21 protein-coding genes are annotated in these 24183 nt (G+C 64.8%); 7 read left to right on the plus strand and 14 right to left on the minus strand.

The window, feature by feature from the left end; translation table 11 throughout:
* Nucleotides 1-37 precede the first annotated feature (37 nt).
* The 5 genes from ACXJMY_RS33725 to ACXJMY_RS33745 form a co-directional block, all read right to left on the minus strand.
* Nucleotides 38-1339 carry a glycoside hydrolase family 130 protein gene (locus ACXJMY_RS33725; protein ID WP_456623694.1) on the minus strand — a complete coding sequence of 434 codons (1302 nt, stop codon included), beginning with the start codon at nucleotides 1337-1339 and terminating at the stop codon, nucleotides 38-40.
* Between the two features lie 34 nt (nucleotides 1340-1373).
* A complete protein-coding gene (locus ACXJMY_RS33730) occupies nucleotides 1374-3659 on the minus strand; it encodes a glycosyltransferase family 4 protein (protein ID WP_456623667.1) in 2286 nt (761 codons plus the stop codon).
* The gene (locus ACXJMY_RS33735; protein WP_456623668.1) at nucleotides 3656-4594 is read right to left on the minus strand and encodes a class I mannose-6-phosphate isomerase; all 939 of its coding nucleotides are present in this window, start codon (nucleotides 4592-4594) and stop codon (nucleotides 3656-3658) included. Before ACXJMY_RS33735 ends, ACXJMY_RS33730 begins: the two co-directional genes overlap by 4 nt.
* A gap of 12 nt (nucleotides 4595-4606) precedes the next feature.
* On the minus strand, nucleotides 4607-4978 hold the full coding sequence (locus ACXJMY_RS33740) for a signal transduction histidine kinase (RefSeq protein WP_456623669.1): 372 nt from the start codon (nucleotides 4976-4978) through the stop codon (nucleotides 4607-4609).
* 75 nt (nucleotides 4979-5053) lie between these two features.
* Entirely contained in the window at nucleotides 5054-5338 is a 285-nt protein-coding gene (locus tag ACXJMY_RS33745; RefSeq protein ID WP_456623670.1) for a hypothetical protein, read from the minus strand.
* 639 nt (nucleotides 5339-5977) lie between these two features.
* Between ACXJMY_RS33745 and ACXJMY_RS33750 the strand changes: the two genes are divergently transcribed.
* Nucleotides 5978-6616 carry an HAD family hydrolase gene (locus ACXJMY_RS33750; protein WP_456623671.1) on the plus strand — a complete coding sequence of 213 codons (639 nt, stop codon included), beginning with the start codon at nucleotides 5978-5980 and terminating at the stop codon, nucleotides 6614-6616.
* A 3-nt stretch (nucleotides 6617-6619) separates the two neighbouring features.
* Here ACXJMY_RS33750 and ACXJMY_RS33755 read toward each other — a convergent pair whose 3' ends face one another.
* Nucleotides 6620-7660 carry a phenylacetaldoxime dehydratase family protein gene (locus ACXJMY_RS33755; protein WP_456623672.1) on the minus strand — a complete coding sequence of 347 codons (1041 nt, stop codon included), beginning with the start codon at nucleotides 7658-7660 and terminating at the stop codon, nucleotides 6620-6622.
* Between the two features lie 28 nt (nucleotides 7661-7688).
* The gene (locus ACXJMY_RS33760) at nucleotides 7689-8705 is read right to left on the minus strand and encodes a carbon-nitrogen hydrolase family protein (protein ID WP_456623673.1); all 1017 of its coding nucleotides are present in this window, start codon (nucleotides 8703-8705) and stop codon (nucleotides 7689-7691) included.
* A 212-nt stretch (nucleotides 8706-8917) separates the two neighbouring features.
* Between ACXJMY_RS33760 and ACXJMY_RS33765 the strand changes: the two genes are divergently transcribed.
* The 5 genes from ACXJMY_RS33765 (at nucleotide 8918) to ACXJMY_RS33785 (ending at nucleotide 13755) form a co-directional block, all read left to right on the plus strand.
* Complete coding sequence (locus ACXJMY_RS33765; protein ID WP_456623674.1) at nucleotides 8918-9874, plus strand: AraC-like ligand-binding domain-containing protein; 957 nt, start codon at nucleotides 8918-8920, stop codon at nucleotides 9872-9874.
* Between the two features lie 454 nt (nucleotides 9875-10328).
* Nucleotides 10329-11354 (plus strand): aldo/keto reductase, encoded by a 1026-nt coding sequence (locus tag ACXJMY_RS33770; protein ID WP_456623675.1) that lies wholly within the window; start codon nucleotides 10329-10331, stop codon nucleotides 11352-11354.
* An 86-nt stretch (nucleotides 11355-11440) separates the two neighbouring features.
* Nucleotides 11441-11602, plus strand: coding sequence for a hypothetical protein (locus ACXJMY_RS33775; protein WP_456623676.1), 162 nt, complete (start codon nucleotides 11441-11443; stop codon nucleotides 11600-11602).
* A 147-nt stretch (nucleotides 11603-11749) separates the two neighbouring features.
* Complete coding sequence (locus ACXJMY_RS33780) at nucleotides 11750-13171, plus strand: MFS transporter (RefSeq protein WP_456623677.1); 1422 nt, start codon at nucleotides 11750-11752, stop codon at nucleotides 13169-13171.
* Between the two features lie 128 nt (nucleotides 13172-13299).
* Nucleotides 13300-13755, plus strand: coding sequence for a translation initiation factor 2 (locus tag ACXJMY_RS33785; RefSeq protein ID WP_456623678.1), 456 nt, complete (start codon nucleotides 13300-13302; stop codon nucleotides 13753-13755).
* 89 nt (nucleotides 13756-13844) lie between these two features.
* Here the strand turns inward: ACXJMY_RS33785 and clpA are convergent, their stop codons facing one another.
* The 3 genes from clpA to ACXJMY_RS33800 form a co-directional block, all read right to left on the minus strand.
* Nucleotides 13845-16253, minus strand: coding sequence for an ATP-dependent Clp protease ATP-binding subunit ClpA (clpA, locus tag ACXJMY_RS33790; RefSeq protein WP_456623679.1), 2409 nt, complete (start codon nucleotides 16251-16253; stop codon nucleotides 13845-13847).
* A 285-nt stretch (nucleotides 16254-16538) separates the two neighbouring features.
* Nucleotides 16539-16871: an ATP-dependent Clp protease adapter ClpS gene (gene clpS, locus ACXJMY_RS33795; RefSeq protein WP_456623680.1), complete on the minus strand. Its 333-nt coding sequence runs from the start codon at nucleotides 16869-16871 to the stop codon at nucleotides 16539-16541.
* 625 nt (nucleotides 16872-17496) lie between these two features.
* A complete protein-coding gene (locus tag ACXJMY_RS33800) occupies nucleotides 17497-17835 on the minus strand; it encodes a phasin family protein (protein WP_456623681.1) in 339 nt (112 codons plus the stop codon).
* A 390-nt stretch (nucleotides 17836-18225) separates the two neighbouring features.
* Here ACXJMY_RS33800 and ACXJMY_RS33805 point away from each other — a divergent pair, with 390 nt between their 5' ends.
* On the plus strand, nucleotides 18226-20073 hold the full coding sequence (locus tag ACXJMY_RS33805) for a serine hydrolase (RefSeq protein WP_456623682.1): 1848 nt from the start codon (nucleotides 18226-18228) through the stop codon (nucleotides 20071-20073).
* Between the two features lie 221 nt (nucleotides 20074-20294).
* Here the strand turns inward: ACXJMY_RS33805 and ACXJMY_RS33810 are convergent, their stop codons facing one another.
* The 4 genes from ACXJMY_RS33810 to ACXJMY_RS33825 all read right to left on the minus strand — a co-directional run bounded on the left by ACXJMY_RS33810 (nucleotide 20295) and on the right by ACXJMY_RS33825 (nucleotide 24100).
* A complete protein-coding gene (locus tag ACXJMY_RS33810) occupies nucleotides 20295-21020 on the minus strand; it encodes a DnaJ domain-containing protein (protein ID WP_456623683.1) in 726 nt (241 codons plus the stop codon).
* A gap of 64 nt (nucleotides 21021-21084) precedes the next feature.
* On the minus strand, nucleotides 21085-21831 hold the full coding sequence (locus ACXJMY_RS33815; RefSeq protein WP_456623684.1) for a VWA domain-containing protein: 747 nt from the start codon (nucleotides 21829-21831) through the stop codon (nucleotides 21085-21087).
* Between the two features lie 141 nt (nucleotides 21832-21972).
* Entirely contained in the window at nucleotides 21973-22833 is an 861-nt protein-coding gene (locus tag ACXJMY_RS33820; RefSeq protein ID WP_456623685.1) for an alpha/beta fold hydrolase, read from the minus strand.
* A gap of 343 nt (nucleotides 22834-23176) precedes the next feature.
* Entirely contained in the window at nucleotides 23177-24100 is a 924-nt protein-coding gene (locus ACXJMY_RS33825; RefSeq protein ID WP_456623686.1) for a division plane positioning ATPase MipZ, read from the minus strand.
* Nucleotides 24101-24183: the final 83 nt, after the last annotated feature.

The raw sequence follows: 24183 nt of genomic DNA on the forward strand, positions 1-24183 counted from the left end.
CGAACGCGGTTGACGTCAATGACTGCGAAAGCCGCGCTCAGCGCCGCATCGCTTCCATGAGCGCGGAAATCCTGATCGTTGCAAAACTGGAGAAGGTGTCCGACACGGCATATGGCAGGATGATCTGGTCATTGTGCCTCATCGCACCGCAGGTATAGACGACGTTGGGGACATACCCTTCGCGCTCGGACGGTTCAGGCCGCAACAGCGGCTCGCTCGAACGCGCCAGCACCTTCGATGGGTCACGCTTGTCGAGCAGCGCCGCTCCGATCGAGTATTTGCGGATCGGGCCGACGCCGTGCGTCAGCAGCAGCCAGCCTTCGTCGAGTTCGATGGGCGACCCACAATTGCCGATCTGGACGAATTCCCAGGGAAATTGAGGTTTCAGAATGGCCCGGCCACCGCCTTCCCATGTGTAGAGGTCGTCCGAATACACCAGATACAGGTTCTCATTGTCCTGTCGCGCGATCATGGCATAGCTGCCACCGATCTTGCGTGGGAACAGCGCCATGCCCTTGTTGCCTGCCGCAGCCCCCCGCAAAGGCGTCAGTCGAAACGACATGAAATCGCTGGTCTCGATCAGTTCGGACCGGATCGCGCGTCCGCTGTAGGCCGTGTAGGTCGCGTAATAGGTCTTCCGATCGCCGTCGCGGAATTCGACAAAGCGCGCATCCTCGATGCCGTTCGATTGGGATTCGGTCACGGGAAAGATGACACGCTCGCTGAGATCTTCCTCGGGCCTGAACACCAGCTCGACACGGTCGCCGTCGGGGCCGGACGCGCGCTGGCCGATCCGCGGGACCGAGGCAAGGCGAGCCGTCGGGTCGACGGCCAGGCTCCCGTCCGCCGCGATCGTCCCGGTTCGAAACGTCAGTGACGACACATGGCCTTCACCAACGGCCCGGAGACTGATGATGAAACGCGTGCCGCCCTCGGGCGCACCCGATTGATCGGGGTGCGGCACGATGCTGGGATTGAACAAGGCAGAGGCCTCGWACGAATACTCGCTGAGAAAATACGCGCCGATCAGCTGGCGCTGGGTCCTCGAGAAGACGCCATGCGTCGCGAAAGCATCCTCCATTTCAACGGCGCGGGTCTCGAACCTCTCCAAGAGGTTACGATGCCGACCCTCGAAATTTTCCAGGACGTCCGCGAGCTGAGCCGCAACGGCTTCCGAGCTGAGCGCGAGAACCCGCTCGACGATATGATTGGCGCGCATCTTGTCGGTCGGGTTGAGATCGCGCGGTTCAGTCGCCGGCTTGAATGGCCGCACGATAACCCGCGCCGGATCGGGGCGCAGATGAAGGCCCTGCCGATTCAGGAAAGAAGCTTGTGACACGGTATCCTCGGCTTGCTGAATGAGAAGATGAAGTTCAGGCACCCACGGCGCGCAAGGCCGCAGGCCGTGTCAGGCTCGTGTTGACGCGCGCAAGCTGGCGCATCTCGGCAAGTCCAAGGAGATAGCAAACGACCGACTCGCCGCCGCGGTTTTCGTTGGCGCGATCGGGGTGCAAGCCATCGCGGCAACTGCCGGTGAGCGGATCGGCCAGCGCCACCGAGAGATCATTGCTGCCGAGAAACCAGGCGAAGGCGCGCGTTGCCCTGGTCTTCCATTCGGCATCGCCGTCCGCGCGCCACGCCGTAAGGCAGGCCGCGATCGTCGCCGTTGCCTCGACAGGCTGCTGATCGAAGGCACGGGGACGCTGCCGGCGCTCGCCGAAGCCGGCGGTGCCGACCGGCCGGAAGTGACCGGCCGTGGTCGTTTGCTGCGTCATGAGCCAGCGCAACGACCTCAATCCGGCATCGAGATATTGAGGCGCCTGCGTCGCCATGCCCGTGAGCATCAGAGCCTGCGGCAATCGTGCGTTGTCGTAGGCAAGCCCCTCCTCAAACCACACCCAGTCCGGCGTCTCCACCGCCGCCAGACAGGACATCAACCTGTCGGCAAGGGAATGCCGGACTGCCCTGGCGTGGAGATCGTCCGGCGCCACGGCGCAGTAAGCGTCGAGGCCCAGCAGCGTGAATGCCCACGCGCGGGGTGAACGGAAGCTCTCCGCGACCGACAGTGCCTGGGCGAACAACGCAATAGCCCACAGACGCCGCGCCGGGCTCGCGTCCCTGCGCGCAGCCTCACCCAAGGCCCATAGTGTTCGCCCGTGACTGTCTTCGGAGCCTCGGTCTTCGAGCCAGGTTCGATTGAAGCCCATGAAGTTGCGAAATTGCCCGGTATCAGGGTTCCAGGCATGCTGCACAAAGGCAGCAAAGCGGGAGGTCAAGACCTCCGATAGCGGCTGTTCGCCCGGATTGTTGAGGGCGCAGGCCAGCAGCAACGCCCGCGCATTGTCGTCGACGCAATAACCGTGCGCGCGATCGGGCACCGAATGCACCGCATGCTGGAACAGGCCGACATCGTCGCACATCGACAGGAAGTAGCCGATCTGCATATCCGGCGGCGCCGGGCCACGCGGCCCCGGCGAGCCGACGTCGGAGCGCGCGAAGACCTTGGGCCGGTGACCTTGCCGTGCAGTCTCGAAGACGGACATGTAACGCTCGGCCGTGCATTCCCACGTCATCGTCCGGCTCGCGGCATAGGCGCGCCGGGACATCGCCTGCCGTCGCACGTCGTCGGTGAGCAATTTTGCGATTTCGTCGCCAATGGCGGCGGCATCGCCGAACGGCACCAGAACTCCGCATCCCTCTGTCAGCAGCTCGCGTGCGTGCCAGTAAGGCGTCGAAACGACCGGCTTCCCCAATCCGAAGCTGTAGGCCAGCGTTCCAGATGTCATCTGGGCTTCGTTGAGATAGGGCGTGACATAGACGTCGCACATCGAGATGAATTCGAGCAACGTCGCCAGATCGACGAACCGGTCGAGGAACACCACGTGGTCGTCGATTCCAAGTTCGCGCACCCGCGCCATCAGGCCTTCGCGATAGGCCTCGCCCTGGTTTCGAACCAAATTCGGGTGCGTTGCGCCGAGCACGACGTACACCGCGTCCGCGCAGCGCTTCAGAATCTGCGGCATGGCGTCGATCATGACCTCGATGCCCTTGTTGGGGGACAGCAGACCGAAGGTCAGAATGACCGAATCTTGCTCAAATCCGAGCCTGGCTTTCGCCGCGTCGGGCGCGACGAAGGCGACATCGGGAATACCGTGGGCAATGACCTCGATCTTGTCGTCGGGCACCAGATAGACGTCGCGCAGCAGTTCGCGGCCTTTATGGGCCATCACCACGACCTTCGACGACGCATCGACGATGCGCTCCATGACCGTACGTTGCGCCGGTGTCGGATTGGCCAGCACGGTGTGGAACGTCGTCACCACCGGCATGGCAAGGCGAGACAACAGCACGAGAATATGGGCACCGGCTTCACCACCGAAAATCCCGAACTCGTGCTGCAGGCACACGGTGTCGAACTGGCCGGCATTGAGGAAATCCGCGGCCCGTATGTAGTCTTCGATACTGCCGTCCTTGATCTGGAAAGCGACCGCCGGGGGATAATCATAGGCCTGACCGCGATCGGTCATCGCCACGATGCAGGTCTCGAGATCAGGGCGCGAAATCGATATCGCGTTCTTCAGGTCGGTCGTATAGGTCGCGATTCCGCACCGGCGGGGCAACGAGTTGCCGATGACGGCGATACGGCGGAGCGGCGTCATGTCGGCACCTCGTTGATTTCGCTTGATGTCGGAGTGTGCACGGCGGCGGGCGGACCGGCAGGCCTCGTCGTCCGTTCGGTGCAATCCTGCAGCAGGGATGCAATTGGATCCGGCCCGGGATAGGCGATCAGGATGCTCATCCCGCTCGAGCCCACGTCGATGCCGGCGCGATCGGCCTCAATGAAGATCGCCTCCCCGACGGTGGCATTCGCCGGCCCGATGCGCCCCTTCCCGTCGACGACGAGGAGCCAGGATTCCCGATCGGTATCGAGCCTCCAATGCGAATGGGCCTGAAGATCGATCCGCTCGAGCACGAAATGCGAACTTGCGACGAGAACGCTGCGCGCATCGGCGAGGCGCCGTGGAGGCGATTGCGGTTGCGGCGGCCCGGCGTCGGAAATGGCGACCGCGCTGTCCTCGTGCAGCTCGCGCTGCCGGCCGAAATCGAACAGGCGGAATGTCGTGTCGCTGCGCTGCTGGATCTCGGCGAGCACGATATCGGCGCCGATGGCGTGGATCGTGCCGGCGGGGACGAAGATCACGTCGCCTTGCGCGACAGGACGCCATTGCACAAGGCCAGCAATCGAGCCGTCCCTGATCGCTGCGCGCAATGCCTGTGGCGTCAGATGCCGCTTCAATCCCAGCGCAACCTGCGCGCCCGGCGGCGCCGAGAGGATGTACCACGCCTCGGTTTTTCCGTTCGGCAGGCCGATGGCGTGCGCGAATTCGTCGGTCGGGTGAACCTGGATCGACAAGGGCTGGCTGGTGAACAGCAGCTTGAGCAGGAGTGCCGGGCTCGGCGCACGCTTGTCGATGCGTTCAAGCCACAACTCGCCGACCGGGTCAGCGGAAGCGTCAATGCTGCTCCAGGGGCGCAGATCGACGCGGCCCCAGGGTTTGCGGGCGATCTCTATGGAGGCATGCTCGAAGGTCATTCCTTGTCCGGCTCACGCCAGCCGATGGAATGCCGGCGGCAAAGGCTCCCGAACGAGCTCGCTCAGGTTCAGGGTCTCGCCGCTGTCCTCGATGTCCGAGACCAGAACTTCGACAAAGGGATGCTGGCGATTGAACCCGGCACCGCGCTGGTACTTTGCGCTGACGATGCGCTCGATCGATGCAAGATTGAGTTTGCCAAGCGCATTGTACTGACCGCGGAACAGGCTCTGTTCGCTGACGCGATGCTCGACCGAGGCGACCCAGATATCCATCACCTTGCGGCCAACGAACGCCTCGACCGGTTCAGAGCCATCCCGGGCGCTCAGTCGCAGCCCGTCCATACTATGTGGCCCGTCATCGACGCTAAATTGTGTAAGTAACATGACAGATCCTCCTGATAATGGCGCTTGTTCGCGCCGTCAGCCCTCTGCCACGCCCGCGCTGCTTGGTTACAAGCCTCAACAACCGCGACAGATATTCTTCAGCTTCGCCGCGGTTCGGGCCTCTTCCGCAACGAATGGATCTTTGTATGGAGCCCGAGAGACGTCGTTTTCGACAGCGGCAGGCGTCTTCGCCTTCGGCGGAAACGCGGCGTCGTAACAGGCGAGCCGTCCGCTCGTGCTTTCGATCGCGCGGCAGTCCGGTTCTCCGGCGGCAGCGCCTTGCGCCGAGGTGCCGGGCATCAATGCGACGAGAAGCGTTGTCATGCAGGCGCCTTTCCGGGCAGCACTCACGCCGAACATCCTATGATCTCCTTTTTGCCTGCCGATTGCCGCCCGGCGCGCCTTCGGCCGAGTCGGTCTTCCCGCAACAGCCTTCTGCGGAGCGGTAACAGTCGTGATACGGCTAAGGCCTACGCGCCGCAGGGTGGATCGTTCCTAGCGGCAGGGTGGATCGTTCCTATTGGCCAAGTATTGCGGTTGCGGCGTCCTATCCATGTAGGAAAGCCGCTGCGGCCACCAGAAGCAGAAGAAACAACGGGACGATCACCGGCGGCACGATCCAATCGGCCAGACGAAATTGAGGCATGCAGGCTCCTCCTCAGTCGGCGGGAGCGCTCGTGACCCTCAGTCACCGATGGAAGCCGTTGGAAGGGCGGTGATGGCGCAACCCTACGCTGACGCCCTGCGAATAGCGAGCTTTTAAAACGCTGTACGACATCAGCGAGCCCGATTTCGGCGTAACGACGAGTTGTCTGAAGGCCACGGCGACAGGATCGCTGGCTGCGTCGCAGCTGGTTGCCTTGGCTGGTGGCCTCGCTTACGTCATACCGGGTTGGGACAGCCGGATTTGTCACTCTTCGGACCGGAAGTCCGCCAACCCCTCCGGATTTATGCGGTTACGCCCAAGCAACGGGCGCTATCAACGTGGACGCGGCTCGCATGGTGACCATCTATTTCGATCTCGACGGCACGCTCACCGACCCCAAGCCCGGGATCACCCGCTCGATCCAGTACGCGCTCGAGCGGCTTGGCGTCGCGGTCCCGAGCGAGGACGAGCTGACCTGGTGCATTGGCCCGCCATTGCATGCCAGCCTGAAGAAGCTCACCGGAACCGACGAGCTCGCCGACCGGGCGCTGCTGCTCTATCGCGAGCGGTTCAGCGATATCGGCCTGTTCGAGAACGAGGCCTATGACGGCATCAAGGACACGCTGACGACGCTTGCCGCGACGACGCCACGCATGTTCGTCGCCACCAGCAAACCCGCGGTCTACGCCACCCGCATCGTCGATCATTTCGGCCTGAAACCGTATTTCGAGCGCGTGTTCGGCTCCGAGCTCGACGGCACGCGGGTCGACAAGCGCGACCTGCTGCGCTACGCGCTCGACGAGGCCAAGGTCGATCCCACCAGCGCGATCATGATCGGCGACCGCGGCCATGACGTGGTCGGCGCCAGGACCAACGGCATGACCGCGATCGGCGTGCTCTATGGCTATGGCAGCGAGGCGGAGCTCAGGGATGCCGGCGCGCATCACATCTGCGCCGCGCATCGCGAGCTGCTCGGCCATTGCGTGGCATGAACGTCAAGCGCCGTCGGTCCCGACCGCCGCCAGCATGCCGGTCTTCGGGTGGCAGTTCAGATATTCGAAGAACTGCTCGTCGGCGGCCGCCACCGTAACCTCGTGATAGAGCCGCAGCTTTGCCGATGGCCCGAGCGTCGAGAGATACTTCATCGCGGCGCCGAAGATCCTGACATGGGTCGGATGCGACTCCGCCCAGCGCTCGAGCGCAGCAAGGCTCTTCCACCAGCTCTGGCCGTAGGATTTTTCGCTCACGCTGCCGTCGGCGGCGAGCACATTCATGTAGCGATTGGCGTAGCAGCCGATGCCAAGCCCGTCGTCGCGCAAAAAATCCATGCCTTCGCGCAACACCGGTTCGACATCGTCGAGATAGAGTTTTCGCTCCGACGCCTCGGTGTCGCTCCAGTCCTGCCCGGAGCGGATCAGGCAGAGGTTGTCATGCGCCTGAACGCGCAGTCGCGCACCGTCGCGGATCAGCTCGGGAGCCCCGCCGGGCGCCATCGCATCGGTCTGGGACAGCGGAATGCGGTCGCGCATGCCGCCCCAATAGGCATGCTCCTGCACCTCGCCGCTCATGTCGTCCGCAATGACGGCGACGCCCTCGGGCCGGCCGAGCGAGGAGAACAGAGTCTCGTGGCGCGCGACTGAGGGGCGCAGCACCTCGATGAAGGTGCCGACGCCTTCGCGCGCCGTCCCGGTCCACGCCTCACGCGACGACGCAAACCAGGCGTCGAAACGCGCGATGTCGTCCCAATAGGCGACCGAGACGACATTCGTACAGCCGGCCTGGTCGACGTACTGCGCACGGTCCCAATGCGAGGGACCCCTGTCTGCCCGGAAGCGCCCGGCGATTTCGGCGAGCGCCTCCGTCGCCGCCGCCGGCACCGCGCCGCGATACTGCACACCGAAATAGGCCATCACGACGCGGCTCACGGCGGGCTTGTAGCGCGCCACGAACGACGGATATGGCGGCCGGTAATCGTCCGGCACGCGCCTGTGGCGCGAGCGCTCGGTCTCGAGATGCGGAGGAATTGCGGATTCCATGGCGATACCCTCCCCGTGATTGCAGTGCTCAGCTTGCCGCCGCAGCGATGTCCGCGGGCTCGATGGTGTCGGCCGGCAGCGCGAACTGCTCGACGCGCTGGTACCGCTTCTTGTTGAGCAGGAGCCGCGTCACGTCGGGCCGCGAATAGTGCCCGGCCGGATCGGCCGCGTTCTTGGCGACGCCGATGGCGCCGAGATCGATCTCGGCGATCAACAGCCCTTCCTGATCAGGCGGCAGCTTGTCGCCGATCTGGCTGCCGTCTGGGCCGTAGATTGCGGCGAACCCGCCGCCGACATGCAGCAGCGCGTTCTTGTCGGGCCGGTCGCACAGTTCATCGATCATGGCCTGCGACACCGTCGCGCAAGGCGCCAGCACGAAGCACGAGCCCTCCACCGCGTAGACGCGCGAGGCGGCGTTGTTCACCTCGGCGCCGAGCGCCGGCGCAAAGGGATCGTAGAGCGAAAAGCTCGGCCAGGCCGCGACATGGACCTGCTCGTTCTGGGCGTACATGGCGTATTTCGACAGCGGCTGGAGATGCTCCCAGCAGCACAGCGCGCCCAGGCGCCCGATATCGGACCTGGCGTGGACGGCGAGGTCGCTGCCGTCGCCCTCGCCATAGACGGTGCGCTCGGCATGGGTCGGCCGCAGCTTGCGGCGCTTGGCGATGGTCTCGCCATCGGGGCCGATCAGCCATTGCGCGAGATAGAGGCTGCCGCCGTCGCGCTCGGACAGTCCGATCACGGCGGTGAGGTTCGCCTTCCGCACGGCGTCGCGCAGCTTCTCGGCCTGCGGGCTGTCATAGGACAGCGAATTGTCGAAATAGCGCTGGACGAAGCCGCGGCCGATCGCCCAGGCCGGCGAGTCCAGCCAGATGTGCCAGGGATAGCCGGGGATGAAGGCCTCCGGAAAGGCGATGAGCCTGGCGCCCTTTTCCGCCGCCTCCCTGATCAGCCCGATCGACTTGTCGATCGAGGCGTCGAGATCCAGCCAGGCGGGCGCCGCCTGCACCACCGCCACCTTGTATTTCGGATGTTGGATGCCCATTGCCGCCTCCTCGTGCTCCGCTGGGACAGGGTGGCTTTCCGGTTGATCGCGGCCCGCCCCCGATGCAGTCTATTGGGCCAGAGCCGGACGAGGCCCGCTCGACCGCCATGGCACGAAAATTCGACTGGAACGGCGGTACGGAATTTGCCTCGAACTCCGCCAGGGCCAGTGATCGCCTGCGCAATTTCGGGACGTGAAAGGGAGGCCAGCTCATGTCCATCCAGTTCACCACGGACGGCAGCCCCGGGCACCGGCGTCTCGCGCTGTGGCAGGACATCGTCTGCGACGTCTTCGTCGGGCTCGACTGCAAATCGGACCTCGGCAGCGCCTTTCGCGGCTCGGTGACCCAGGCCGCGCTTGGCAAAGCGGTGTGCTCCGAGGTCTGCTCGGATCGCCAGCATGTCTTCCGCACGCCCTCGCGCATTGCGCGCTCGGACCAGGACTTCGTGCTCGTCGCGCTTGGCAATCGCGGCAACGGCGGTGTCGTGCAGGACGGCCGCGAGACCGTGATCCATCCCGGCGAGTTCGCGCTCTACGACACCACGCGTCCCTACGAACTGAAGTTCAACGATGCTTTCACGCAGACCATCTTCAAGGTGCCACGCGAGATGCTGCAGCGGCGGCTCGGCCGCACCGAAGCCCTCACTGCGTTGTCATTCGGCGCCGGCGTGCCGCTGGAACGGCTCGCCTATGATTTCATCGTCAAGCTCTGCCAGAGCGCGGACCAACTCGCCCCGGACAACGCCGCCGCACTGTCAGAACAGGCCGTCGATCTCCTGGCGATGGCGCTGAGCGAGCGGCTCGGCAAGACCTCGCTGCCGTCCTCGACCCATCGCTCCGCCCTGCTGTACCGGCTGAAAGCGCATATCCGCGCGCGCCTCTCCGACCCCGAGCTCTCTCTGTCGGAGACCGCCGCCGCGCTCGGCATCTCGCCGCGCTACGTCAATGATCTTCTCGCCGACGAGGACACATCATTCCAGCGTTATGTCCTCGCCGAGCGCCTCGCCCAATGCAGGCGCGACCTCGCCTCGCCCGTGCTCGCCCACCGCCATGTCAGCGAGATCGCTTTCGCCTGGGGCTTCAACGACCTCTCGCATTTCGGCCGCGTCTTCCGTGAGCATTTCGGGATGTCGCCGCGCGACTTCCGGCAGAGCCAGTTGCGGCATTGAGGCCCATTCCCAGTTAGCCATCACCTCGAGCCTTCGCCCTGAGCGAAGGCAATGCTCGCCAATTCCAGATTGTCAGGCCCTGCGGCCTGCATCAGGCTGGCACGTATGAGGACTCACGCCACGATAAGCGGATCGGAGCTGTTGCTGAGTGTGATCACTCTCCGGCTCGCGGTGTTGGTCCTGGTCGGCTGGGGCCTGACGCTCCTGCCGCGACAGCCGCATGACCAACCCGTCTGCCTTCCCTCGCCTGTCATACGGGGCGATGCTCAGCCTCCAGCCAAGACACTCGGCCCGCGCGTTGCCGATGCGGCATTCGATGACATGCGCTTGCACGACTAGGCCGTTCCCAAGCAAGGCCGGTATGTGAGCGCGGAGTAGGACGCAGCGCCGGCTTGCATTACCATCGCTCCCAAGACCGCACGGATCAATCAGCGGCCAGTCGAGGAGCATATCGATGGAATACCGACGCTTGGGCCGGTCAGGCCTCATGGTGCCCGCTTTGAGCCTTGGAACCGGCACCTTCGGCGGCGTCGGCCGCCTCGCCGCCTGGGGCACGACGGACGCGACCGAAGCGCGCCGCCTTCTCGATATCTGCCTCGAGGCTGGCGTGTCGATGTTCGACACCGCGGACGTCTATTCGCTCGGTGAGTCCGAGCGCGTTCTCGGCGAGGCCATCAAGGGCCGCCGTGACAAGGTCCTGGTCTCGACCAAGGCAACGTTCCGCTTCGGCGATGGCCCCAACGACATCGGCTCGTCACGGCAGCATCTGCTCACGGCGATCGATGCCTCGCTGAGCCGGCTCGGCACCGATTACATCGACCTGTTCCAGCTTCACGGCTTCGACGCCTTCACTCCTCCTGAGGAAGTGCTCAGCACCCTCGATGTGCTCGTGCGCGCCGGCAAGATCCGCTATGTCGGCGTTTCGAACTTTTCGGGCTGGCACCTGATGAAGTCGCTCGCAACGGCCGACAAGCACGGCTTCCCGCGCTACGTGGCCAATCAGACCTATTATTCGTTGATCGGGCGCGACTACGAATGGGAGCTGATGCCGCTCGGTCTCGACCAGGGGCTCGGCGCGGTGGTCTGGTCGCCGCTCGGATGGGGACGTCTCACCGGAAAAATCCGCCGCGGTCAACCGAAGCCCGAAGTGAGCCGCCTGCCGAAGACCGCCGATTTCGGGCCGCCGGTGCCGGACGAGCACGTCTATCGCGTCGTGGACGCGATAGACGAGGTCGCAAAGGAGACAGGCAAGAGCGTGTCGCAGATTGCGCTGAACTGGTTGCTGCAGCRTCCGACCGTCTCGACGCTGATCATCGGCGCGCGCAACGAGACGCAGTTGCGCGAAAATCTCGGTGCGGTCGGCTGGTCGCTGACCAAGGACCAGATCGCCAAGCTCGATGCGGCAAGCAAGGTGACGCTGCCCTATCCCTATTGGCATCAGCGCACGACCTTCACCGACCGCAATCCGCCACCGGTGTAGGGCAGCTCGTCTCGAACGTTCGGCCTTGAGCTGCATCAAGCCGGCCGGCGTCCGCCGTGGCATCGTGTCGGCTTCGCGAGGCTCCGATGCGCCGATTTGCCATGAAGGCCCTGTTCACGGTCCTCAGTCTCAACCGCGCCAGGCGGACGCGGGTCGATCGGGATCGCGCCGTCCTGATCTTTTCGACGGCGGTGACGCTCGGGCTCGCCGCACTCTATGTCTTCGGAAAATCGACAGCGCGCTGGTGAGCGTTGCGGAAACGGCCCCGCCCAGGGCCTGCGGCGCCGGTCGGCCGGCTTCCGGGAGGAACCGTCCGTGTCCTGCCGGGTTGCGGTCAATCCTGCAATTTCCTAATCCGGAGATGAACCACGGCTCGAATCAAGCGCGCATCCACCATGTCGCCTGTCCCCATCGAGCATGCCGACGGCCTGCCACAGCCCCAGCGCAACCAGGCGATCCTGACCATTGCGCTCGGCATCATCATGGCCGTGGTCGACAGCGCCATCGCCAACGTGGCGCTGCCGACGATCGCGGCCGACCTCGATGCGAGCCCAGCCTTCTCGATCTGGATCGTCAACGGCTATCAGCTCGCGATCACGATCTCGCTGCTGCCGCTGGCTTCGCTCGGCGAGATCGTCGGCTATCGCCGCGTCTATCTGGTCGGGCTCGTGCTGTTCACGCTGGCGTCCGCATTCTGCGCGCTGGCGCATACGCTGCCGCTGCTGACGATCGCGCGCATCATGCAAGGGTTCGGCGCAGCCGGCATCATGAGCGTCAACGCAGCGCTGGTGCGCTTCACCTATCCGCGCAGCCAGCTCGGCCGCGGCATCGGGATCAACGCGCTCGTCGTGGCCTTCTCGGCCGCGGTGGGGCCGACGCTCGCAGCCGGCATCCTCGCGGTCGGAAGCTGGCCCTGGCTGTTCGCCATCAACGTGCCGCTCGGCGCGGTGACGCTGGTGATGGGCCTGCGCAGCCTGCCGCACACCACGCCCGCGAGCCGTTCTTTCGACTGGCAAAGCGCGGGGCTCTCCGCGATCACGTTCGGCGTCGGCATCGCCGCGATCGACAGCGTCGGCCATGGCGAGGCGCTCGTGACCTGCCTCGTCCAGTTCGGCATCGCCATCGTCGCGGGCGTGCTGCTGGTCTATCGCGAGACCCACATGACATCGCCGCTGCTGCCGATCGACCTCCTGCGCATCCCCGTCTTCGCGCTGTCGATTGCGACCTCGATCGCCTCGTTCTGCGGGCAGATGCTGGCCTTCGTCGCGATCCCCTTCTACCTCCAGAGCCGCTTCGGCTATTCGGCCGTGCATATGGGCCTGCTGATCACGCCATGGCCGATCGCAGTGGCCTTCGCAGCGCCCCTCGCCGGCCGGCTGGTCGAGCACTATCCGGCCGGCCTGCTCGGCGGCATCGGCCTCACGCTGTTTGCCTGTGGCCTCGGCGCGCTCGCCTTCCTGCCCGCGGCCCCCACGCCGCTCGACGTGGTGTGGCGGATGGCGCTGGCCGGCGCCGGCTTCGGCCTGTTCCAGACGCCCAACAACCGCACCATGATCGCGGCCGCCCCGCGCGAGCGCGCCGGCGGCGCCAGCGGCATGCTGGGCACGGCGCGGCTGCTCGGCCAGACCACGGGCGCGGCGCTGGTGGCGCTGTTCCTCGGCCTCTATCCAGCCGACGGAACCCGGATCGCGCTGCTCGCCGGCGTCGGTTTCGCGCTCTGTGGCGCGGCGCTGAGCATGCTGCGGCTGTCGCCAGCGGGCGCGCGCGGCGCCGAGCACGTCCGCGTCCAGGACGACCAGCGTCTGCGCGGCGAATAGGACCGGCCCACGCGCAGGTTCGCGCCCCTCCTCCACACAACCGGTGCGTGGCTTAACTATCTGGACCAATGACGTATTGCCCTCCCGCTCTGGTTGCGCTTCACTGCAACCGGGACAAGGGGCATTTCATGCGATCATTTGGAATTGTGGCGCTCAGCGTCATGCTGGGCGGCTGCGCGTCCGTCACGCGCGGCACGACCGAGAATATCAGCATCTCATCGACACCTTCAGGCGTTGAAGCCGTGGTCACTGGGCTCGAAGTGCCCACCACCTGCACCACGCCATGCGCCATCGTCGCCAAGCGCAGTGCCGACATCACGGTCACCTTCCAGAAGGAAGGCTATGAGTCGCAGACGGTGCAGCTGACCAAGGAGGTATCGGGCACCGGCGCTGCCGGTTTCGCCGGCAATCTCCTCGCCGGTGGCGTGGTCGGCATGGGCGTGGACGCTGTGACGGGTGCTGCGACCGATCACAAACCGAACCCGGTCATCGTGACGATGCAGCCCTCGATCCGCGCGCGGCCCGCTGCTCCCGCCGCTCCGAAGAAACCGCGGACACCGGCTCCGCCTGAGGCCGGCACGTAGACATCCACTGCATCCCGATATGCGGCGGCGGCCAGACAAACAAAAAGGCCGGCTTTTCAGCCGGCCTTTTCGATTTGTGACGCTCGCGATCAAGCCTTGACCAGCGGGCCCTTGGAGGTCGGCCCCTTCGAGCCGCCGGGGCCGCCCGGCTTGGGCTTGCCCGGCGGGCGCTTGCGGGTGCCGGGCAGCTTTTCCTGCTTCGGCGTGACCGGCCCCTCGACGAATTCGAAGCCGATCTTGTCCTTGGTCTCGTCGGCTTCGTCCTTGACCAGGACGACGCGGACATGGCCACCACTCTTGAGCTTGCCGAACAGCACCTCGTCGGCCAGCGGCTTCTTGATGTGCTCCTGGATCACGCGGGCCATCGGCCGCGCGCCCATCTGCTCGTCATAGCCGTGCTGGACCAGCCAGGCCTTGGCGGGCTCGGACAGCTCGATGGTGACGTCGCGGTCGCCAAGCTGAGCCTCGAGCTGGAGCACGAACTTCTCCACCACCGTGCCGATCACCTCGACGCTGAGATGGCCGAACGAAACGATGGCGTCGAGGCGGTTGCGGAATTCCGGCGCGAACTGCCGGTTGATCGCCTCGTGGTCGTCGCCTTCCCGCTTCGAGCGGGTGAAGCCGAACGCCTGCTTGGCGAGATCCGCCGCGCCCGCATTCGTCGTCATGATCAGGATCACGTTGCGGAAGTTGACCTGCTTGCCGTTATGGTCGGTGAGCCGGCCGTGATCCATGATCTGGAGCAGCACGTTGTAGAGATCGGGATGCGCCTTCTCGATCTCGTCGAGCAGAACCACGCAATGCGGATGCTGATCGACGCCGTCGGTGAGCAGGCCGCCCTGGTCGAAGCCGACATAGCCGGGAGGCGCGCCGATCAGGCGCGACACCGTGTGCCGCTCCATGTATTCGGACATGTCGAAGCGCAGCAGCTCGACGCCGAGCGACGCCGCCAGTTGCTTTGCGACCTCGGTCTTGCCGACGCCGGTGGGGCCCGAGAACAAATAGCAGCCGATCGGCTTCTCTGGCTCGCGCAGGCCGGCACGCGCCAGCTTGATCGATGCCGCAAGCGACTCGATCGCCTTGTCCTGACCGAACACCGTGCGCTTCAGGGTCTGCTCGAGATGCTTCAGCACCTCGGCATCGTCCTTCGACACGCTCTTCGGCGGGATCCGCGCCATCGAGGCGATCGTGGTCTCGATCTCCTTGATGCCGATGGTCTTCTTGCGCTTGTTCTCGGCGACCAGCATCTGCGCCGCGCCGGATTCGTCGATCACGTCGATCGCCTTGTCCGGCAGCTTGCGGTCGTGGATGTAGCGCGAGGAGAGCTGCACCGCGGCCTCGATCGCCTCATTGGTGTACTTCAGCCGATGGTAGTCCTCGAAGTACGGCTTGAGACCCTTGAGGATCGCGATCGCGTCCTCGACCGTGGGCTCGTTGATGTCGATCTTCTGGAAGCGCCGCACCAGCGCGCGGTCCTTCTCGAAGTGCTGGCGGTACTCCTTGTAGGTCGTCGAGCCCATGCACCGAATGGTGCCCGAGGCGAGCGCCGGCTTGAGCAGGTTCGAGGCGTCCATCGCCCCGCCCGACGTCGCGCCCGCACCGATCACGGTGTGGATCTCGTCGATGAACAGGATGGCGTTGGGATGCGCCTCGAGCTCCTTCAGCACCTGCTTCAGGCGCTCCTCGAAGTCGCCGCGATAACGCGTGCCCGCGAGCAGCGTGCCCATGTCGAGCGAGAATACGGTGGCAGCCGCGAGAACTTCCGGCACCTCGCTGTCGACGATGCGCTTGGCGAGGCCCTCCGCGATCGCGGTCTTGCCGACACCGGCCTCGCCCACGAACAGCGGATTGTTCTTCTGCCGGCGGCACAGCACCTGGATCGCGCGGTTGATCTCGGAATTGCGTCCGATCACCGGATCGATCTTGCCGTCACGCGCCTTCTTGTTGAGGTTGACGCAATAGGTCTCGAGTGCCTCGCCCTTCTTCTTGGCGTCCTCGTTGCCCTTGGTCTCGGTCTCCTCGTCGACGCCGCGCACCGGGCGCGCCTCGGAGACACCCGGCCGCTTGGCGATGCCGTGGCTGATGTAGTTGACCGCGTCGTAGCGCGTCATGTCCTGCTCTTGCAGGAAATAGGCGGCATGGCTTTCGCGCTCGGCGAAGATCGCGATCAACACGTTGGCGCCGGTCACCTCTTCGCGACCGGAGGACTGCACGTGGATCACCGCGCGCTGAATCACGCGCTGGAAACCGGCGGTCGGCTTGGCGTCGTCGGCGCCGTCCGTCACCAGATTCTCGAATTCGGTCTCAAGATAATTGACGAGGCTCGTGCGGAGCTTGTCGAGATCGACGCTACAGGCGCGCATGACCGCGGCTGCATCGGAGTCGTCGATCAAGGAGAGCAAGAGATGCTCGAGCGTCGCGTATTGGTGATGACGCTCGTTTGCGATCGCCAGCGCACGATGCAGGGATTGTTCAAGGCTTTGAGAAAAAGTCGGCATTCGCGTCCTCTATGGCCCCCACCATCATGATCGCCATCGCCCGGTCAGGCAACAACAACCTTTGTCACATATAGTTATACAAGATCGCGGCGAAAGACCGGTTCCGCGACTCGGCGGCTACACACCTGCGGCATTTTCAATGCAAAACCCGTTCCGATTTGGGCGGGGTCGGCGCCGATGCTGATTTTCGCAGGTTTCCCGGTCCGGCGCGCATCGCGCAGACGTCACGCGACAATCACACTGCGACATGCACAGGAGCCGGCTTCGAACGCGCCTTGACGAGGCCTACTTCTTTTCCATCACGCATTGCAGCGGATGCTGGTGCTTGCGGGCGAAATCCATCACCTGCGTCACCTTGGTCTCGGCAATCTCGTAGGTGAACACGCCGCACTCCCCGATGCCGTGATGATGGACGTGCAGCATGATCTTGGTCGCAGCCTCGACGTCCTTCTGGAAGAACTTCTCCAGCACATGAACGACGAATTCCATCGGCGTATAATCGTCGTTCAGGATCAGCACGCGATACAGGTTCGGCCGCTTGGTCTTCGGCTTGACCTTGGTGATGACGGACGTGTTCGGAGCGGAGGGGCCGCCGGAACGGTTCTCGTCATTGCTCATCCGAGGAGCGTGGGCGGCGGCCGCCGCGGACAGGTCGAGTCTGGAAGACAATTGCAGCATGGCTCAGGCGTTCAATTCCCCACGGAAGCGTATGACGGTCCACCGCGCAGCCCCGCTTCGGAGCTTCGCGCAGGCGCGCCGCCTTATTGGATCGCCGCTTCCAACCGGTCCGGTCCAAAGCCGCATCGGCTTCACCGAATATGGGCCCGCCCCCGGCTCCCCGCAAGCGTGCAAAGCTCGACCGATGCGGCCACGGCGGTCCCGATTCCCGGTCCGGGCGATCCTCGCCGAGGTTAGTCAATCCGAACCGATTTGACAAAAAATTCGATCCCGACGGTTTAGAACGTATTGACCAGGAACCCGCCCTTGGCCGCGACGGTCTCGCGGGGTGCCTCCGGTGTTCTACGGTCCGATTGACCTGGCGCTCATCTCGAGCGGTGCTGCAATATTGTGCGAGGGGCACCGGCAAGTTTTATCCGGTGACGTCGGCGACCCTGCTCGGCGCGCGAGGACACGGCATCTTGTCGTCGAAATTGCGCGTGGCGCGGCGACGGATTGCTCGGTCGCAAACGAAAAAAAGCCCGGCTGGTTCAGCCGGGCTTTTTGATTCCAGGAGTCCGCAGGGTTAGTGGGCGGCCGGGGTGAACTTCGACACGATGGTCTCGACCGGCTTGAAGGCCTGCTTGGCGAGATCGCTGTAGAGGCCGGCGATCTTCTGCGATTCCGCAACGAAGGTCTCGTAGGCCGAGCGGGCGAAATCGGTCTGCGCTTCCATCGCCTTGTCCAGCGACTTCACGCCGGAAAGCTTCTCGACGAAGGACTTGGTGTCTTCGAACGACTTCTTGGTGTAGTCGCCATAGGCGCTGGCGATCGCCTGGAGGCCGTGCTGCACCGAGGTCGCGGAAGCAACGCACTGCTCGAACTGCTCTTTGCCGTAGCTCTGAAAGTCTTCAACCTTGAACATCTCGGAATCCTTTTTCCCTGGCTTTCGTCGGGAAGCCCCGGCTCCCTGACACTGCCCATAATTAGTGCAACGCACAAAAAAGTCAAGAATTTTGTGCGACGCACAAAAAGAAGGTGCAAGTTGCGACGATTCCCGGAGTTTCCCGCAAGGGTTCCTTAAGCTTTTGGAAACCGCGGCCCCCTACCCTGATTCCCTGGACGTGTTCACCTATCGCAGGCGGTCAAAAGCCGTTTGAGAACATCACCTTAGCCAGAATAGCGGCTCAGGTTCAACGTCCCCCGCGGCGAGCACCGGCGGAGGGACAGCCTGGGCAGGTAATGATCCCGGGTCCGCAGGGCACAATTTCGCCTCACGGGCCGGTGATCAAGTCAGAAACGGGGACGGGGTTTCATGCTTCGTAAAAACTTGTCTTCCTCGCGCTTGGCGCGGGTTGGGGTTTTCGGGCTTCTTACGATCACCACCGCAGTCATCTTCACCACCGATGCTGCGGAGGCGCGGCGCCACCGGCGTCATTACGCGCACCACCGGGTGCAGCGCGATGTGTCCGAGAGCTCCAGCCCGAAATTCGCGTCCATCATCGTCGACGGCAATTCCGGTGCGGTGCTTCAGTCGAACAGCCCCGACGGGATCCGCCATCCCGCCTCGCTCACCAAGATCATGACGCTCTATCTGCTGTTCGAGCGTCTCGAGTCCGGCAAGATGAAGCTCGACACCGAGATGCCGGTGTCGCAGCACGCCGCCGATCAGGATCCGACCAAGCTGAATCTGCGTGCCGGCCAGACCATTCGCGTCGAGGACGCGATCAAGGGTCTCGTCACCCGCTCCGCCAACGACGCCGCCGTGGTGATCGCGGAAGCGATCGCCGGCGACGAGGATGACTTCGCCCAGATGATGACGCGCAAGGCGCGCTCGCTCGGCATGTCCAGGACGGTCTACCGCAATGCCAACGGCCTTCCCAACGACGAGCAGGTCACGACCGCGCGAGACCAGGCCACGCTCGGGCGCGCCATCCAGGAGCGCTTCCCGCGCTACTACCGCTATTTCGCGACCTCGACGTTCAACTGGCGCGGACAGTCGATCCGGAATCACAATCACCTGCTCGGCAATGTCGAGGGCGTCGACGGCATCAAGACCGGCTACACCCGCGCCTCCGGCTTCAACCTCGTAACCTCGATGCGCCGCGGCAACCGCCATCTGATCGGCGTGGTGCTGGGCGGCCGCAGCGGCGGCTCGCGCGACGCCATCATGCGCAACCTGCTCGCGGAGAATCTCGAGAAGGGCGCATCGACCCGCACGGTCGCCGCGATCACCGAGCGCAGCGGCTCCGACGCCAGCACCGACGTCGCCGATGCATCGGATACCCCGGCCCGCCCTGCTCCGCAGGTCCAGGCCGCCGCTGCCCCTGCTCCGGAAACAACCGCGCCGCGTCCCGCCTCGCGCCTGTCGGCGCTTGCGGCTGCGACCGCCGCGATGCCGCCGGCGCAGGCCAAGCCTGAGGCCAGGGCCGACGCCCGGCCGGCCGAAGCCAAGATCGAGCCCGCCCCGCTCACCAGCGGCGTCATCTCGAGCCAGCCGCTCTCCATCATCCCGGGCTCGTCCGAGCCGATGAAGCCGGTCCGGGTCAAGACGGTTCAGGTCAAGGCCGGCACCGTGAAGGTTGCCTCGGCCGCCCCGACGCAGACCCCTCCGCAGGTCACCAGTACCGTTCAGTCCCGCTCCGATGTCGCCGAAACGTCCGGCGCCGTCGTCGCGCGGGCAGACCTCATCAACAAGCCCGAGGCCATGAGCCAACCGGAAGCGCCGAAGGCCGAGATCGCCCGCACCGAGCTGCCGCGGCAGCCGGCGGGCTTCGGCACCGGCAACGGCGTCCTCGGCGTGCTGCCGGTCACAACCGCCGCCGCTCCCGCCCCGGCGGCTCCGAAGCTCGCCTCCGCCGATCCGGCGCCACAGCCGATCCAGATGAGCGCCACCACCCGGCCGGTCGTCACCCACAGCGGCTGGATCGTCCAGGTCGGCGCGCTCGAGAGCGAGAGCGAAGCCCAGCAGCGCATCGACGCCGCGCGCAGCTCAGCCCGCGGCCTGCTTAGCAAGGCCGATCCGTTCACCGAGCCGGTCCTCGCCAAGGACAATCGCAAGCTCTACCGCGCCCGCTTCGCCGGGCTCGAGCGGGACCAGGCCGAAGCGGTCTGCCGCGCCCTCAAGCGCGCCGACATCTCCTGCATCACCGTCCGCAACTGATCTCATCCACCGTTCCGACGAAAATGCCCGCCCCTCGCGGGCATTTTTGTTTTCGGGACGCCGCGACGCAAAGTCAGTTCGGCAACAACCTCTCGTCAAGGATTTACGGTTAAAACTTTACGCAATGGATCGACCACGCCGGCAACGGCGGGCATCGGGGCGACGGCAGACAGAGCAAGCGGAGGTCACGCGGTACGAGCGTTTGTAGCGTGGTGCCGGAGTTAGCCGTTATGCGTGCGAAGCAGAGTATCCTTGGCCTCGTTTACCCGGGCAGCGAGGTACGTCGAGCCCCCCTGGTCGGGATGCAGTTTCTTCATCAAGGATTTGTGGGCCCGGCTGATGTCGTCGCGCCCCGCCCCCGGCTGCAAGCCAAGGATCTGATAGGCTTCCTCCGCCGTCATTTTGCCGCTCGCCACCGTGCGGCGCTGCCCCCCTGCCGCGTCGCCCTGCGCGTTCTGACGCCAAGCGGGAAACCGGCGGTCCAGATAGCTTTCAAGTAAGGCCACGCTCTCGGCGTCGAACGTCGGGACCATCGCCAGCAGCCCGGCGAGATCGAACTCGTCGAGATTGCGCCCGGCGTGAGGCCCGGCGACGATCTGGCCCGCGAGCTGGCCAGAATCGTGGTCGAGCCGCATGTCGAGGAATTGCGAGCGCACGCGCGAGACCTGCCCGGACGAGCGCGCCGCGCCGCCGCCGAACAGCCCGCCGATATTGCCGAAGCCGGAGTTTGTCAGCGGTGTCCAGCCGAGCAGGCCGGCGCCGAATATCCCGAGCGGGATTGCCACCGCCAGCTCGCCCCGCAACCCCGTGAACGCCGCGACCGCCAGCGCCACCACGCCGCCACCGAACTTGATGGTGCGCGCCAGCACCGCCGGATTGGCGGAGCGGAACATCTGGAGCAGCAGATAGAGCGTGATAACGGCGACGGCGCCGGCAAGCAGAGTCATGGCCCGTATATAGTCGCCTCGCGCCCAAAAAGCATGCCGCCGTATCCCGCCGGGCGAATCCGCCTCACTTGATCTGGTCGATCAGCTTCGCCGCGCCGCGCGTCGTCCTCGCCAATTTCAGCAGCGCCTCGCGGCCGCCGGCCGCATAGGCCGCAGCCGCGCGCAGGAGGTCGCGCAATTGGGCCGCAGCGCCAGGATCGAACCGGCACCAGGCACCGCCGGTCAGGCGCGCGATCTCGCGAAACGCGTGCTCGGCGACGTCGTCATGGCCTTCCTGAAACAGGAACACGGGCACCTTGAGCATGCCGAGCTCGCCGGCCTTGGCGCAGAGCTCGTCGACCTTTTCCTCCATGGCGTCGCCGACGAAGACCACGGCGCGCACGCCCGAATCGACCGCCTCGCGCCGCGCCTCGCTCAGCACCTTGCCGATCTGGGTGTCGCCCCCGCGGCAGTCGATCTTGCCCATCAGCGTCGCGAGCTTGGCGCTGTCGGAGATCCAGCCTGTGGCGCGGCACTCGTTGAACCCGCGGTAGTAGACCAGCCGGATGTCGAGACTGCCGATTGCCGCCGCCTCGCGGAACATGTCCGCCTGGAGCGCGCAGGCCATGTCCCAGGTCGGCTGCCGGCTCATCGTTGCGTCCAGCGCGAAGATCAACCGCCCGTTCGCGCCGGGCGCATGCGGTGACAGCGCGCGGGCCTTGGCGACGAAGGCCGCGATATCCTCCGAGGTCGAGGTCTTGGCCTGTGGCAGCGCGCCGCCTGTCTGCGAGACGGCATCGCGGCCACGCGGTTTGATAGGTTCGCCCGACATCCTGCTCGCACCCTGCGTGAACGGCTAATGTGGTTTGCGCGCACTGCCTGGTCAATGAGCAAAGCCTCCGCAGGCGGGCGCCGGCGGAGGCTTTGACGATCTATTGCTGACGATGAGTGAAGCGTCAGCTCTTGGGAAGCATCAGCTCTTGGCAGGCGCCATCAGCGCGACCGGCCCGGGCTCGAGAATCTTGGGCGCGGACGAGCCGGTGTCGACCGGCGACACGTCGCTGTCAGTCGCGCTCAGGAACCTGTCCAGCATTCCCTGGATCGAGTTCTTCGCATCGTCCGGACCGGTGTCACGCATGTCGTTATGCTGGAAGTCCGTCTTCACGACCTGAATTCCGGCCTTCTCGCACTCCTCGTCCGTGGGGATCACACCCGGATCGGTCTTGAATTGCGGGTCCTTGGAACGGAACGACAGGATCTTGAACTTGCCGGCGGTGACGAAGGGGACGCGGAGGTTATCCAGCGTGACGACCTTCTTGACCTCGTCCGGATACTGCTTGGCGAAGTACATCGTGATGTCGCCGCCCATGGAGTGACCGACCATCGTCACCTTCTCGTAGTCGGCGTTGGGCTGAACCTTCTTCATCTCCTGCATCGCCAGATGGATGTTGGCGACGCCGCGCAGGATCTGCGGCAGCCGGCCGACATAGAGCTCGCCGGGCTTGGTCACCATCGGAGGATCGGTCGGCAGATCATGCTGCGGGCTGACGACGAGATAGCCGCGCGCAGCGAAAATGTTGGCGAGGAAGCCGTACTCGGTGTTCTTGACGGTGTTGCCGTGATTGATCACGGCGACCGGCATCGTGATCATGCCGGCATTGGCCTGCATTTCCTTGTCGCGACGGATCGCGATGTCGACAGGCACGGGACGGTTGTCGCGCGAGGCGTCGTAGAAGGTGATGGTCTCGTGCCTGATCGCCCACTTGCTCGCCGTGAAATAGGCGACGCCGCAGAGGGCACCAACTGAAACCAGAACGGCAATTCCACGCTTCATTTTCGTCCTCAGCCTTCAGGCTCTTGCGGCCTGATCCCTGTTGAAAATCGTGTTCTTCGGGGCTCTACGACCCCGCTGCGCCTATTCCCTAATATATGTCACAGCCGCGTGACAGGAAGGCCAAATATTGTGAACTGGCAGCCCTTTCATTGTGCGCCGCACTCGTTTCTTGGGCATCCTCCTCTCATACGGCTACGTCAGGGTGCAGGCCACCATCGGACGCAACCCGTCGTGATCTGGTTCAATTTCGCGGTAAACATAGGGTGAAAACGGCTGAGCGCGGCCTCGGTTCCGGCCGGCGACGACGACTTTGACCGCCTGGAAGTAGCGGCATACCGCCGCGTCAGGCGCCGAGGATGTCGTGGACCTCAAGCGGCTTGTCGACCTGGTTGAACCACTCGGCCCGATTGGCCGCGCGGCGGCGGCCGCGCTCGTCCAGCGGCAGCTTGAGCTGGCGGAGCAGGCCCGTCACCTCTTCCCGCGCAGTGAGATGGCCGAGATTGGGCCGCATGCCGAGCGTGGCCTCGTCGATCTCGTCGAGGGCGGTCAGGCCGCGCGGAAAGAACTCGCGATAGACGACGCGCTCGGCGAAGCCGTCGACATAGCGGAAGCCGAGCCGCAGCGACAAATCCTTCAGGCCGTCGGCGACGAGCTGCTTGTTGCGGGAGCCGAGCATGGACAGGCGGTTGCGCACGACGATCCAGTCCGTGGTCGAGCCGTCGAGCTGACGGCGCTTGCGGCGGGTGTCGCGCACCATCTCGGCGTAGTGGCTCTCGCCCGTCACCGCATAGTTGGCGGGGTCGACGGTGCCGAGCACGTCGAAATCGAGAAAGCTGTCGTTGATCGGCGTGACCAGCGTGTCGGCCATCGAATGGGCGAGCCGCATCAGGTAGCTATCGGTGCCGGGCGTATCGATGACGATGAAGTCGAAACTGCTCTCGACCGCCGAGACCGCCTCCATGAACTGCTGAAACTCGGAATTCTCGTTCTCGGCGATCTGCATGGTCTCGCCGAGCTTGATGCAGCGATGCACCGGCAGCTCGAGATCGAGCTTGGTGCGGCGGGCCCAGGCGGCACGGTTGTCGATGTAGTGGGTGAAGCTCTGCTGACGGCAGTCGAGGTCGATGGTGGCAACGCGCTGACCGGCCTTGAGGAGTGCAACCGCGATGTGCAAGGCCGTGGTCGATTTGCCGGAGCCGCCCTTCTCGTTGCCGAGCACGACAACGTGCGCCGAGCCGGATTGGCCGTGGCTAGCCTGCACAAGCATGGTGATCCTCAACACCCCTAAGCAATATCTTCGAGTTGGCCGCGTCTGCGGTCAAGTGAAATGCGTGACAGGATAGCGAAATC

This window comes from Bradyrhizobium sp. P5_C12, from assembly GCF_054049735.1.

What these genes read in the sequence shown, in the direction of transcription:
- ACXJMY_RS33730 (WP_456623667.1), bottom strand. Translation starts at nt 3,659, where the DNA reads ATGACGCCGCTCCGCCGTATCGCCGTCATCGGCAACTCGTTGCCCCGC.
- ACXJMY_RS33735 (WP_456623668.1), bottom strand. Translation starts at nt 4,594, where the DNA reads ATGACCTTCGAGCATGCCTCCATAGAGATCGCCCGCAAACCCTGGGGC.
- ACXJMY_RS33740 (WP_456623669.1), bottom strand. Translation starts at nt 4,978, where the DNA reads ATGTTACTTACACAATTTAGCGTCGATGACGGGCCACATAGTATGGAC.
- ACXJMY_RS33745 (WP_456623670.1), bottom strand. Translation starts at nt 5,338, where the DNA reads ATGTTCGGCGTGAGTGCTGCCCGGAAAGGCGCCTGCATGACAACGCTT.
- ACXJMY_RS33750 (WP_456623671.1), top strand. Translation starts at nt 5,978, where the DNA reads ATGGTGACCATCTATTTCGATCTCGACGGCACGCTCACCGACCCCAAG.
- ACXJMY_RS33755 (WP_456623672.1), bottom strand. Translation starts at nt 7,660, where the DNA reads ATGGAATCCGCAATTCCTCCGCATCTCGAGACCGAGCGCTCGCGCCAC.
- ACXJMY_RS33760 (WP_456623673.1), bottom strand. Translation starts at nt 8,705, where the DNA reads ATGGGCATCCAACATCCGAAATACAAGGTGGCGGTGGTGCAGGCGGCG.
- ACXJMY_RS33765 (WP_456623674.1), top strand. Translation starts at nt 8,918, where the DNA reads ATGTCCATCCAGTTCACCACGGACGGCAGCCCCGGGCACCGGCGTCTC.
- ACXJMY_RS33775 (WP_456623676.1), top strand. Translation starts at nt 11,441, where the DNA reads ATGCGCCGATTTGCCATGAAGGCCCTGTTCACGGTCCTCAGTCTCAAC.
- ACXJMY_RS33780 (WP_456623677.1), top strand. Translation starts at nt 11,750, where the DNA reads ATGTCGCCTGTCCCCATCGAGCATGCCGACGGCCTGCCACAGCCCCAG.
- ACXJMY_RS33785 (WP_456623678.1), top strand. Translation starts at nt 13,300, where the DNA reads ATGCGATCATTTGGAATTGTGGCGCTCAGCGTCATGCTGGGCGGCTGC.
- clpA (WP_456623679.1), bottom strand. Translation starts at nt 16,253, where the DNA reads ATGCCGACTTTTTCTCAAAGCCTTGAACAATCCCTGCATCGTGCGCTG.
- clpS (WP_456623680.1), bottom strand. Translation starts at nt 16,871, where the DNA reads ATGAGCAATGACGAGAACCGTTCCGGCGGCCCCTCCGCTCCGAACACG.
- ACXJMY_RS33800 (WP_456623681.1), bottom strand. Translation starts at nt 17,835, where the DNA reads ATGTTCAAGGTTGAAGACTTTCAGAGCTACGGCAAAGAGCAGTTCGAG.
- ACXJMY_RS33805 (WP_456623682.1), top strand. Translation starts at nt 18,226, where the DNA reads ATGCTTCGTAAAAACTTGTCTTCCTCGCGCTTGGCGCGGGTTGGGGTT.
- ACXJMY_RS33810 (WP_456623683.1), bottom strand. Translation starts at nt 21,020, where the DNA reads ATGACTCTGCTTGCCGGCGCCGTCGCCGTTATCACGCTCTATCTGCTG.
- ACXJMY_RS33815 (WP_456623684.1), bottom strand. Translation starts at nt 21,831, where the DNA reads ATGTCGGGCGAACCTATCAAACCGCGTGGCCGCGATGCCGTCTCGCAG.
- ACXJMY_RS33820 (WP_456623685.1), bottom strand. Translation starts at nt 22,833, where the DNA reads ATGAAGCGTGGAATTGCCGTTCTGGTTTCAGTTGGTGCCCTCTGCGGC.
- ACXJMY_RS33825 (WP_456623686.1), bottom strand. Translation starts at nt 24,100, where the DNA reads ATGCTTGTGCAGGCTAGCCACGGCCAATCCGGCTCGGCGCACGTTGTC.